9 protein-coding genes and 1 tRNA gene are annotated in these 12,727 nt (G+C 33.1%); 8 read left to right on the top strand and 2 right to left on the bottom strand.

All coding sequences use genetic code 11. From position 1 onward, the window contains the following. The first annotated feature begins 481 nt into the window (after window positions 1–481). From ACFRAE_RS04085 to ACFRAE_RS04075, 3 genes are all read left to right on the top strand, one after another. Window positions 482–2,956, top strand: coding sequence for a tetratricopeptide repeat protein (locus ACFRAE_RS04085; protein ID WP_422795847.1), 2,475 nt, complete (start codon window positions 482–484; stop codon window positions 2,954–2,956). Window positions 2,957–3,352: 396 nt separating this feature from the next. Continuing rightward, window positions 3,353–3,751: a hypothetical protein gene (locus tag ACFRAE_RS04080; protein ID WP_422795846.1), complete on the top strand. Its 399-nt coding sequence runs from the start codon at window positions 3,353–3,355 to the stop codon at window positions 3,749–3,751. A gap of 652 nt (window positions 3,752–4,403) precedes the next feature. Further along, window positions 4,404–5,510, top strand: a complete 1,107-nt coding sequence (locus ACFRAE_RS04075; RefSeq protein WP_422795845.1) for a DEAD/DEAH box helicase — start codon at window positions 4,404–4,406, stop codon at window positions 5,508–5,510. A 716-nt stretch (window positions 5,511–6,226) separates the two neighbouring features. Here the strand turns inward: ACFRAE_RS04075 and ACFRAE_RS04070 are convergent. Both ACFRAE_RS04070 and ACFRAE_RS04065 read right to left on the bottom strand, forming a co-directional pair. Continuing rightward, on the bottom strand, window positions 6,227–6,910 hold the full coding sequence (locus ACFRAE_RS04070; protein WP_422795844.1) for a hypothetical protein: 684 nt from the start codon (window positions 6,908–6,910) through the stop codon (window positions 6,227–6,229). A 915-nt stretch (window positions 6,911–7,825) separates the two neighbouring features. After that, window positions 7,826–7,899 (bottom strand) — tRNA-Ile (locus tag ACFRAE_RS04065). An 87-nt stretch (window positions 7,900–7,986) separates the two neighbouring features. Here ACFRAE_RS04065 and ACFRAE_RS04060 point away from each other — a divergent pair. The 5 genes from ACFRAE_RS04060 (at window position 7,987) to hemF (ending at window position 12,710) form a co-directional block, all read left to right on the top strand. Next, the gene (locus ACFRAE_RS04060; protein ID WP_422795843.1) at window positions 7,987–8,619 is read left to right on the top strand and encodes an HAD family hydrolase; all 633 of its coding nucleotides are present in this window, start codon (window positions 7,987–7,989) and stop codon (window positions 8,617–8,619) included. An 80-nt stretch (window positions 8,620–8,699) separates the two neighbouring features. Then, window positions 8,700–8,891, top strand: coding sequence for a 30S ribosomal protein S21 (rpsU, locus tag ACFRAE_RS04055; RefSeq protein WP_422795842.1), 192 nt, complete (start codon window positions 8,700–8,702; stop codon window positions 8,889–8,891). A 392-nt stretch (window positions 8,892–9,283) separates the two neighbouring features. Continuing rightward, window positions 9,284–10,345, top strand: coding sequence for a fatty acid desaturase family protein (locus ACFRAE_RS04050; RefSeq protein ID WP_422795841.1), 1,062 nt, complete (start codon window positions 9,284–9,286; stop codon window positions 10,343–10,345). A 473-nt stretch (window positions 10,346–10,818) separates the two neighbouring features. Continuing rightward, a complete protein-coding gene (locus ACFRAE_RS04045) occupies window positions 10,819–11,814 on the top strand; it encodes an NAD(P)H-dependent glycerol-3-phosphate dehydrogenase (RefSeq protein WP_422795840.1) in 996 nt (331 codons plus the stop codon). Continuing rightward, window positions 11,814–12,710, top strand: coding sequence for an oxygen-dependent coproporphyrinogen oxidase (gene hemF / locus ACFRAE_RS04040; protein ID WP_422795839.1), 897 nt, complete (start codon window positions 11,814–11,816; stop codon window positions 12,708–12,710). The genes ACFRAE_RS04045 and hemF overlap by 1 nt, the downstream gene beginning before the upstream one ends. The last annotated feature ends 17 nt before the right edge of the window (window positions 12,711–12,727 follow it).

Here is a 12,727-nt window from a genome sequence, read left to right as displayed (position 1 = left end):
ATAATGCTGTTCAGTATACTACTTTGATTTTATTAGATATCAGAATTCCCTATTCGCATAAACTATTTATTTCTAAAGATTAAACCAAAAGAGTTGTCTTTTATAAAGATGACTCTTTTTATTGTTACAATTTATTAGAGCAGCAAACGTCTTTCATGATTTATATTATGGATTCTAATGTAAGAATAATGGATTAACATCAATTTTTACTTATTCTAATTTGTTAGTATTAAGAAAAGCATAGGATAATTATTATGATTAGAATTATAGTATGTTTATAGCATAATGGCAACATATTTGATTCTTTATAGCTTGTGAATTGTTACAACTTTAAGTTTGGCTATTCCGAAAGATGTATTTGATTTTGTTTATTTTGGTTGTTGGTTATTTAAATTGATTATCAATATTTTGTTCAAAGTCAATTGAATGGATATTGAATGAGTCATGAAAAATTTTAAGAATAATGATATTAAAAAATAAGATGAATAGTAAATTCTTGAACTATTTACTGGTTGGTTTTTTATCAGTTTTAATGCTTGATGTGTTTGCGCAGGAAGATAAAAAAGAGTCATCTGTTGTAGATTCGATTGAAGTGGTGCGAGATTATCGGCCCATGTTAGCGGATGCTGTGAAGGTGCGGCGTAGCCCAGATATGAATATTGATCGAAAAGCCCTCGAAGTTGAATTGAGGGAGACAGCTGCAGGACTCTATCTATCTAAAAATCCGTATAAAGATGCTTATCACAGTCCATTGAATGAAAAATATCCCAACGCTTTACGCAACAATATTGATAATAATAGGATTGGGATTTTGGCCTATCGTGCAGGTCAATACGATAGGGCGGTATCGATTTTGGAAAAAGTAGAACCTAAAGACGCTTTTTACCAAAGTTCATTAATTGCATTAGGTCATATTTCATTAGCTAATGGAGATAAAAATAGCGCTAGAAATGCCTTTTCAAAAGCCTCCACCTTGAACTATGATCAGGAATTGAGGTCGGATGCACTATTCAATTATGCGAAAATACTATACGAATTGGATTCTGTAAATGTATCATTAAAGCCTTTACAGGAATATATTGCCTTCAATTATAAAGTAAACGATACAGATACGAATATACCAGAGACTACTGAATCAAGGATGACCAAGATCTTATTGGGTAGTACCAACTTTGAAGTCGGTGTATATTTATTGGAGTCATTTAAAAATAGGCAGCAACAGGAAGAAGTAGTTTATCAGAAGATTACCTACTACCGAGGTCTGGAATTTTACAATGAACGTGCTTTCGAAAACAGTATATCGATGTTTATGCGATCTGAAAAGTATGATTTTAACCCAGAAATGGCAGCTTTAGCGACATATTGGAAAGCGGAGGCTATGTATGAAGTTCGTAAGTTCAGTGAAGCGGTGGATAATTTCTCCAGGTTTCTAGAGTTGCCGATAGCCAAAAATACGAATGTTTACCATTATGCAAATTATGCCTTGGCTTACGCAGCGTTTCGAATCAACAAATACACGATGGCTGCCAATTATTTTGAACGTTTTTTAGGTTCAAATGAGGGTGCTTTGGACAAAAATATTCGATATGATGTCATGGCTCGATTAGGGGATTCGTACCTTTCTATTCGAAACTATGAACGAGCTAAAGAATATTACAATCAATTGATTAGCAGTAAGGCTCCAAATCAGGATTATGCCTTATTCCAACAGGGAATTATTCAAGGTTTACAGGGTGACCATGAGTCGAAATTAGCCACCTTAAAAGCGGTAGTGGAAAAATTTCCGGGCTCGAATTATGCGGATGATGTAGCTTTTGAAATTCCCTATATTTCGTTTACAACAGGAGATTACGATGTGGCCATAGCTGGATTACAAGAGATGATACAACGTTATCCACGCAGTAGTTATGTGCCGCGAGCATTGATGACCATAGGACTGGTTCAATATAACAAAAATGATAGCGAATCTGCATTGGCTACTTTCCAAAAAGTAGTGGGTGAATATCCTAAAACGAGTGAAGCCGCTCAGGCGATGCTGTCTATAGAAAATATTTATTTGGATCAGGGAGATGCTACAGGTTATATTCAATATGCTACTAGCAATAATATTGGTGAGTTAAGTCCTGCCGAACAGGATAATTTAGTGTTTCAAGCTTGTAAAACTTTGTTTGCTCGGGGACAATATGGTCCAGCTGTGGAGGCAATCAATGCTTATTTTGATCAATTTCCTAAACCTAAGCAAGAAAAACATGCTCGATTTATTCGAGGTGTGAGCTTGTATCATGTTGATCGTCCGCAAGAGGCACTTCATGATTTAAATATTATTTTGAACACCTGGACTAGTGAGTATACCGAAAGAACGTTAATGACAGTTGCTGCTTTATACCTGAAATTGAAGGAATATAATGAAGCAATCGTCCATCTGAAAAAGCTTGAACTCAATTCCAATTACAAGGATAACTACGGTTATGCAATCAGCAACTTGATGAAATGTTATTTTGAAATTGCGGATTATGAGCAGATGAACAACTATGTTGATTTGATTAAAAACTACGAAAGATCGACCGAAGAAGAAATAGCTACAGCCCATATGTATAGTGCTAAGGCACTATTACAAAAAGGAAATAAGGAATCTGCACTAAGGGAACTTAACTTGGCTGCTCTGAAAAGTAAATCGGCTGCAAGTGCAGAGGCTAGGTATCAGGTAGGTTTAATCCAGTATGAAAACAAAGAGTATGATAAAGCGCAAAAGTCTGCGTTTGATGTGATTGAAAATATGGATGATCACGATTATTGGGTAGCTAAAAGTTTTATTTTACTAGCGGATACTTATGCACGTAAAGGAGATGTTGTGCAAGCGAAAAGTACCTTAGAAAGTGTTTTAGCTAATTATACGGAGGTGGATGATGTTATACCAACCGTAAATGACCGGTTGCTGAAATTGAAAAAGAAGTAGCGGTTTTTTTCGGGACTGGTATAAGGAGGTTTTTATTAGTTTAAGACATCGGAAGGTGGAATGTGGTGGATCTGCTGGCGGATATTTTTCTTCGTATTCCCCTTATGTCGAGTTATTGATGCTGTTGGTCTAATACGGAATACCAGATCTGTTTCAAATCAAATTTTCGCTTTGAGGGTACATTCTTTGGCGTATCTAGAGGATCGGTAGCTCCCGGTAACAAGTGGCTTGGTATAAATGGAAAATACTATTATATTTCTGGGGCTATTTGGGCGGCACTGCAGGAGAGCAGTCGGTTGATTATTATCATGGGAGGTAGTTTTGGAGACATATTTTAATATTATACACTTTTGTTTTTACAGAGCTTTTTATAGCGTGCATTTGTTTACTGAGCGAATGAATCCTGTTAATCTTATACATAAATTGCCTTTCCAGAAGAGGCGATACGAGGAGTTAGGGATTGATATCCATCAGGAAATTAATAAGGCATGGGGAGATAAGCGGTTTGGTCTTGGTATAGTGTGGGCCGGTGGCTTTCTATGGGGCGGCTTGAGCCTCTTCTTTTTTTCTGTTTTGATGATGCTTCAAGTGGCGATATCAACGTTGCTTATAGTTAGTTGTGCTGTTGGAGCGGGTGCAATATGTTATATATTTGTTTTCAGGCAGGATAAATATATAGAATACTTTGATAAGTATGAGAAGTGGTCAAAGAAGGAAAAGCGTAAATATAGCTGGTTGACGGCTGGATCAATGCTTTTTGTGATGCTTTCCTTTTATCTTTGTTTAGTCATTTGATGCTTAATATAGGTAATAAATGAACAATATAACCCAATCTTTTACTGGATTGGGCTGTGTTTTTTATAAACTACTTCTCCAAGTTCTTTAAAATTTCGCTAGGGTTGAACTGGTAATAAATAATATAATTCGTGTGAGTATGAAACAAAATCAATATATTTGCCAGCTAAGCAGGTTATGTAGGTGCATTTCCGAAGCAGATTAATTTACTAATTCTTTTTAGTTTCGTATTTACAGTTACTACATTTGTTTTCATCGATTTGATACAGAACTTTTCGAAATTTATTCCTCATTTTTCAAATATTTCCTTCAATTTTTTGATTGCATACTGATTAATTATACTATAATGTCTAATCGGATTGACTTGTAGTCTGTTAATATTGTGGTTATTAGTTAAACTAAATGACAGATGAAATGGTAAAATTATTATCCATTTAATGGATTGAAATTAATCACTATTGAAGCTGCTGGATCCTATTTATTGCCATTTTAATGGTTGAGGCAATAAATGATCGGGTAAACTAATTAGAAAGAGAATAAGTAGGACTTAAGGCAGTAAAAGTCCATATGCGGTATGCTAAACCATTACGATATGATTTTGCTGCGAATTTGATCCATTTGGGGTCTATTATTTAAACAAAAATTAAAAATAATGCTATTTAAAGATATGGGTATTATAGCACCTTTATTAAAAGCTATACATAAAAAAGGGTATGAAGAATGTACCGACATTCAAATGCGTTCAATTCCGATTATTTTGAAAGGTAATGACCTAATTGGATGTGCTCAAACTGGAACCGGCAAAACTGCCGCCTTTGGTATACCACTTCTTCAATTATTAGGTTTGGAAGGAGTTCGCCAGATAGAGCCTAGGGCGCTAATCCTAGTTCCTACGCGCGAATTGGCTATACAAATTGGCGAAGCATTAAAGGACTTCAGTGATGTGTTGTCGATTCGTCAATTAGTTATTTATGGTGGAGTATCCCAACAAAAACAAGTAGAGGTATTAAGAAAAGGAGTTGATGTGATCATAGCTACTCCTGGAAGGTTATTGGATCTTTATAGACAGGGACATGTTAATTTAAAAAAAATTAATAAACTTGTTTTGGATGAAGCTGATAATATGCTAGATATGGGTTTTGTGCATGATATACGAAAATTATTGAAAGCAATTCCATCAGGACGTCAGAGTTTGATGTTTTCGGCGACTATGCCTACGCAGATACGCAAGTTGGCAAATGAAATAATGAAAAGTCCTGTCGAGATAAATGTATCACCTGTTTCATCGACTGTTGATAAAATAAGTCAGACGGTATATTTCGTAGAGAAAAAAGAGAAAGTTGCTTTATTAACTAAATTTCTAAACCTAGAAAAGGACTTACAGACATTAATTTTTATGAGGACTAAGCATGGTGCAGATAAACTAGCAAAGGATCTTTCTAAAAAAGGATTACAGGTGCTATGTATTCATGGTAACAAATCTCAAAATGCACGTCAACGTGCTTTAAATTCTTTCAAAAATAGAGAAGTTGATGTTTTATTGGCAACTGATATAGCTGCGCGTGGAATTGATATTTCTGAACTGCCTCGTGTAATAAACTTTGATTTACCGGAGGATTCAGAAACGTATGTTCACCGTATTGGACGAACTGGACGTGCGGGTAAAGTGGGAAAAGCACTGTCTTTTTGTAGTACGGAGGAAAAACCATTGCTGCTCAAGATTCAGAAACTTATTGGCTTTCAGTTAAAGGTTGGTTAAGTTTTAAATTTTCTCCAATAGTTTTATTCATGAAAAAAGTCTGTAAGTTATTTGCTTACAGACTTTTTTTATGACTCCCCATCGAATTTTTATTTCCTCAGTCTATATTTATTGCATAAGACGGGGAAGCAAATAGGTTATTTTCAGTTAATTTTTAGGGTTAAATTTTTAAAAATTCTTCATCTTGCTGTGTATAGTTGTTTTATATCTTGGTGCTCCGACTTAGTTTGATGTTGGAGAGTTTGGTAATTATTATCACCAAATAATTTTAATTATACGAGATTATTAGAAATTATCGATTTATTGATGCTGGTGGGAGAGACTTAAGGGATTGGATTAATTGGTTGTTCAATATTGGGACCATCCAATTCGATTATGTTTGTGAAATTTGTTTAAAAGATTAATGGATTCGGTTTAGTGTAAGAAACGACTTTTAGATTTGTGTGCCCACCTGATAACTATATTCTCCTAGTTTTTAATTATTTACTAAATTTTTGCGAAATTAAAATGGGATTTCTAGATTTCATTCTTTAGAAAACTATTTATTATTCTGTTTTTTTCTTCTTGTTTATTTCTCTGTAATTGGAGCAAATATTCTCCAATTTCTACATTAGGATTTAAGCGATTATAAATATCTGCTAAAGCCATAAATACCGTATGTTGAAAGGCTTCTTGTTCGGATTTTTTTCAAATTCTTCCATAATAGATATTCTGTTTTATAAATTTTCGTTTGGATTTTCTTTAAAATATTGGTAGGCATTCAAGATGTGTAATATTGCTTCTTTTTCCCTGTCGAATAAATTTCTTGTTAACTCCTTTTTACCAGATAATTTCATTTGAGAATTTGAAGAATTAGCCACCTTATAAAGAACATCAATATCATTATCCCCCAATGATATGTCTATCCATTCCCACATTTGACCACCAGCGTTTTGACCTAATTTATCATGTTCCAAATTAAATTTTATTTCCCTAACATTTGAATCATATATAAAATAAGCATTTTCGAATTGTATCCAATCATCACCTGCATAGGTCATTTTTAAACTGATTGTAGGAGATTGGCCAGATTTTTTATGTAATGAAATTGATGATCTATTTAGATTGTTATAATGAATAAAAAGATTTTGATCATAACTGGTTGTTTCAGTTTTGTCATCGTAACTTAAATTCAATTTTTTTAGTATTTCAGTTTTTTTATTGAATTCAAAATTTTTTTTATTTGAGGAAATTTGAAAATTTCTTATCGAATCAAAAGTTTTGTTGGTTGATTTTTTTAATGTATCTAATTGTGATTCCAATTCACCAACTCTAGCTTCTAACCTCGATTCTATCGATTTTTCTTGACAAGAAATTAAAATTATAGTGTAGAGCAGGACAATACAAGTTATTTTATTCATTTGCTGTAATTGGTTTTGGTAATTATATTATTCACTCTTTGCTAGAAATAAATAATTTTACTAATCAAAAATTGAATAAGTTTATTCATCTTTTTCTATAACTCAATCACTAATTCCGAAAAAAATATAAGGCTAAGTTTAGCTTCTTAATCTTCATATTCAGTAATTTAGAATATCTGGAAATAATAAAAAACAAAATTAATAGAATTTCCAAAATTAAACCTATTAATTGTAAAAAGACATTATCCCCTTAGTAAACGAATTTTGAAACTCGGTTTTTAAATTTTATTTTAAATAATGAAATGAACTAAATTTTGAATTTGATCGAATCTGTTATCATCCTTCAATTTGGTGCATAATAAAAAAAGCCACTTTCCTGTATAGAAAAGAGGCTTTTTTACTGCGCCCACTTGATAACTATATTTTTTAGTTTTTAATTATTTACTAATTTTTTGCGAAGAACAAATGAGATTTCTAATTTTCGTTCTTTAGAAAACTTTACATCGGGATCATATGGGTATCTGGGTAACAATAATTCATTAATTTTATCAAATCGGTCTTTGGGCCATCGAATATTTGTAAAAAAGTCTTTCTTAACTTTTCCATAAAAAAATCTAATATAAATTTTTACCAATAAATCATTCTTTTGTCTGCTGTCTTGTACAACATAAAAACGTATTTCATTTGACAATTTCATACCGGGAAGTGCGAAGTTTTTGTTTAAAATATGACAATTCGATAGGAAAATACGTTCGGTGAGTTGCAGTATGAAAAACGTATCGCAGGGATATTCGTTTGGTATCCAATATGTTAGTTAAAAATCAATTCGGGAAGTAAAATTATTACTCGGGAAGTGATTTTAAACTAAAAAACCGCCTTTATGATAACGTAAAGGCGGTTTTAGTGTTGTTTCCGTGCGCCCACCTGGGCTCGAACCAGGGACCAAAAGATTATGAGTCTTCTACTCTAACCGACTGAGCTATAGGCGCGGTTAATTTTTATCAAAATTTCTGAGTGTTTACCCTGTTTTGACGATGCAATTATCGATATTTGAGACGAGAAAACAAAATTTTTATATGCAAAAAATTAAAAATATTATTCTTGATTACGGGAATGTGATCTTTATGATTGATTTTCAGAAGGTAAGAAAATCCTTTATAGAATTGGGTGTTGAGCAAGTTGATGACTATTTTGGCCACCGAGGACAAGATTCACTGTTCGATTCATTTGATCGGGGGGAGATTACGGCTAAGGAATTTCGAGATTCGGTACGTAACAAGACTAAAAAACACGATTTAACCGATCAGGAAATTGACGATGCATGGAATTCTTTATTAATAGGTGTTCCACCAGGAAAGCATGAGTTATTAGAAGAGTTGCATAGTCGTTATAGGATGTTTTTGTTAAGTAATAACAATGAAATACATTACGCCTATTGCATGAATCATTTACAAGAAGTTTATGGAATACCGAGTAATGAAGAGTTTTTTGAAAAAACATACTATTCACATTTAGTAGGTTTGAGGAAGCCAGATGAAGCCATATTTCAAATGGTATTATCAGCACATGGATTAAATCCGGAAGAAACCCTGTTTGTTGATGATAGCCCACAACATTTAGAAACTGCGAGCAAAATGGGAATACATACCGCTTTATGCAGCTTAGAACATCCTTTAGAAGCAATAGTTGATAACTTTAAATTACTTTAAAATAACAGTTGAATATATGCTTATGTTTACTTACCTTTGCTCACCAAGAAAATTACAACGGAAGGAGGTATATAAAAGCTATGATTATTGTTAATGTAAAAGAAGGAGAATCTCTAGATAGAGCGTTAAAACGTTTCAAGAAGAAATTCGAGAAAACAGGTGTATTGAGAGAATTGCGTTCACGTCAAGCTTACGAGAAAAAATCTATTACTCGTCGTACCCAAGTTAAGAAAGCTATTTACAAACAAACTTTACAGCAAGATATTGCTTAAGTAAATTGTTTAAAGCATATGAAAAGTCACCCTTTCAGGGTGACTTTTTTTATTTTCAGCGGATATTAGAACATGCAGGATATCCAAATTTTTCTTCTGTACAATACTTACAAATAAACGTATTACAATCTTTTATATTTTTTAAAAACCTAAGTTTATTATTAAAATAAATAGGTTTGATAGTTAAAGATGTGTTAAGTATTTAAATATCTTGATATAGATAACTTTTCTTTTTATATTTAAGCATTATTTTAGTTTTTAAAGTTTGCTTAGGACAGTAAATACCCTAGACCTAAAGATGAAATGTCCTAAATCTAAGTATTAACGAAAAATAAACTGTAGTTAAAAAAAAGGGTGCTACAGCCAAAAAATAAAAACAATTACAGTAATAAATGGTATCCACAATCAAGTTTAACAATGTAAATTCATTGTTTTCCCAGTCATTAAAAAAAAGAATTAACAATTTTTTTAATCAAAATGCTCAATCTAAATCAGGCAATAGAAAACTCTTTCTTAAAGGAGGAATTTTACTAAGCTCTTTGCTCATAATATATCTTATTTTACTTTTTTTAAATCCTGCATGGTACGTTAGTATTCCCTTATGCATTATTTTGGGTGTAAACTTTGCTGCAATTGGATTTAACATTATGCACGATGCAGGTCATGATAGTTTTTGCGAGAATAAAAAATCGAATTCTATCCTTTCCTATTCGCTTAATTTATTAGGTGGTAATATATACTTATGGAAGTTGAAGCATAATATTGCTCACCATACGTATACCAATATAGATGGGAACGATCATGATATTGAAGTGAAATTTATGCGTATTCATAAAGATCAGCCGGTTAAAGCATATCATCGTTTTCAGCATATTTACTTTATCTTGTTGTATTCTATATCTTATTTAGCATGGATATTCTATCAAGACTATGAAAAGTACTTTCGCCAAAGACTAAGTAAAGACTCTCCAAATATTAAATTTCCAATGCGTGAAAGAGTCATTTTTTGGATTAGTAAAGCGGTTCACTTCAGTATATTTATTGTTATTCCTGTACTCGTAGTAGGATGGAGCTATACCTTAATCGGCTTATTAATTGCTGGTTTGACTTGCGGAGTTTGTTTGGCTGTTGTATTCCAATTGGCTCATGTGGTTACTGGCACAGAATTTAAGACTATCGAAGACCATACCGTTGAGGAAGAATGGATGATTCATCAGCTTCAGTCAACTGCAAATTTTGCAACGAAGAGTAAAGTGCTTACTTGGTTATTAGGAGGATTGAATTTTCAAGTAGAACATCATTTATTCCCTAAAATCAGTCATGTTCACTACCCAGAAATTAATAAGATTGTTAAAGAAACGTGTAAGGAATTCAATATTACTTACAACGAGTTCAGAACGATGACCGATGCTTTTAAATCACACGTTCAAGTGATTAAATTGATGTCTGTTTAATCGTACATCACTTGTAGAAAATAATCAAATATCACGTTACCTTTCACAAGGTACTGATGAATAGAATCAAGAATAAATAAACTTGTTTATAAGAAAGAGCTTTTCCAATGGAAGAGCTCTTTTTAATTTTATGAATTAGCAAACCTGAATTAAGTCTACAACAGAATTATAAAGTGCTTAGGTTTCCTAAAAACGCGCTTTATTGTTAAAATATGTTAATATACAAGGCTTAAAATACCAAAGTCTTAAAGTCGCACGTTAATACTGTAGAAAGAGCAAAAGAGTAAATAATTTCATAATTTAGGTTAATAATTGGTTTGATAGAACCCTAAGGTACCCCACCTTAGGGTTTTTTTATTAGGGAGCAGGTATTTCTAGTTCTAGCAAGCTTTTCAAATGTAAGATAAGGCTTGACGATAGTCATATCTATTCGGTATCTTTGTGGTCTTATTTAACATTATAGGAGATTAGGTTTGGTTAAAATTGGTGTAATAGGAAGTGGTAGCTGGGCCACAGCAATGATAAAAATGTTGACGGACAATCAACAAGAAAAAGAAATTAATTGGTGGGTAAGAAAAGAGGAGGATATAGCATATATTCAACAATATCATCATAATCCAACATATTTAAGTGCTGTAGAGATTAAATTAGATCACATCCGGATGACAGACCGGGCTATTGATGTCATTCAGGAATCCGATGTAATCATATTAAATACGCCAGCGGCTTATTTAGAAGATGCATTGGTAGGATTAAGTGCTGTAAATTTTAAGGATAAATTAATTGTTTCTGCCATCAAAGGAATTATTCCATCCAGTAAATTAATCATAGGAGAATACCTTTCCAAAACATTTGGAGTTGATTTATCAAATGTTGTTGTTGTTGGAGGTCCCTGTCATGCAGAAGAGGTATCCTTAGAAAAGTTATCTTACTTAACATTTGCAGCTCAAAATACGGCTAATGCTGCTATTGTTGCACAATTTTTTCAAACGCATTATATTAAGACTGTAGTATCCAATGACCTTTTGGGCGTTGAATATGGTGCTGTATTAAAAAACATCTACGCACTCGCTTGCGGTATTTGTCATGGACTAGGCTATGGCGATAACTTTCAAGCTGTATTGATCTCCAATGCGATACGTGAAATGGAGTATTTTGTCAATTGCATAGATCCAAAACCTCGTGAAATTAATCAATCTGCATATTTAGGCGACTTGCTAGTGACTTCTTATTCTCAATACAGTCGTAACCGTACCTTTGGCAATATGATTGGTAAAGGCTATAGTGTGAAATCAGCACAATTGGAAATGAATATGGTAGCAGAAGGTTTTTTCGCATCCGACTGCATACAAGAAATTATATTAAATCATCAGTTGGACATGCCGATTTGTAATATGGTCTATTCCATACTTTATAAAAATCATTCAGCAGCCAATTCTGTTAAATTATTATCCGATAAATTGACATAATGATCAATAAAGACCAAATAGCTGATCAGTATAAACTGATTCAGGATGAAATATCCGCTGCATTAGAATCGTTGGATGGAAAAGCCAAGTTTCAAGAAGAAATATGGGAAAGAGAGGGTGGTGGAGGTGGCCGTACTCGGATCATTCAGCATGGAGATATATTAGAAAAGGGAGGCGTAAATTTTTCAGCAGTCTATGGCAAGTTACCAGAGGCAATTAAAAAAGCATTCGCTGTAGAAGAAGATGATTTCTTCGCTACTGGGGTATCAATTGTGATCCATCCCAATAACCCATGGGTTCCAATTATCCATATGAATATTCGTTATTTTGAGTTAAACGAAGAATTACGTTGGTTTGGTGGAGGTATAGATCTTACACCTCACTATGTGATAGAAGAAGATGCACAATATTTTCATCAAGAATTAAAGAAGGTTTGCGATCAATTTAAGGATTCTTTTTATCAAGAATTTAAAGACTGGGCAGATCAGTATTTTTTTATTAAACATCGGAATGAAACCCGGGGTATAGGTGGAATATTTTACGATAAATTAACTCCATCTAAAGCCGGTATATCCAATGAAGCGATTTTTGACTTTTCATGTGCTTTAGGAAGAGCTTTTCCAAAAATATATGCCGAGTTGGTCAATCGAAATAGAGCTAAAGAATATACCGAAGAGGAAAAACAATGGCAACTACTGCGTCGAGGCAGGTATGTGGAGTTTAATTTAGTATATGATTCAGGAACCAAGTTTGGATTAGAAACCAATGGACGGATTGAATCCATTTTAATGAGCCTACCAGAACAGGCCAATTGGTTTTATAATTTTATTCCTAAGTCAGATTCTTTAGAGGAAAAAACACTTTCTCTTTTGAAAAAAGGGGTACAGTGGGTATAATTTCACGTTTAGCATAA

Source organism: Sphingobacterium sp. HJSM2_6 (assembly GCF_049316305.1).
GTDB lineage: Bacteria > Bacteroidota > Bacteroidia > Sphingobacteriales > Sphingobacteriaceae > Sphingobacterium.
Note: the sequence above shows the minus strand (reverse complement) of the source record. Positions and strands in the feature narration are given on the sequence as shown.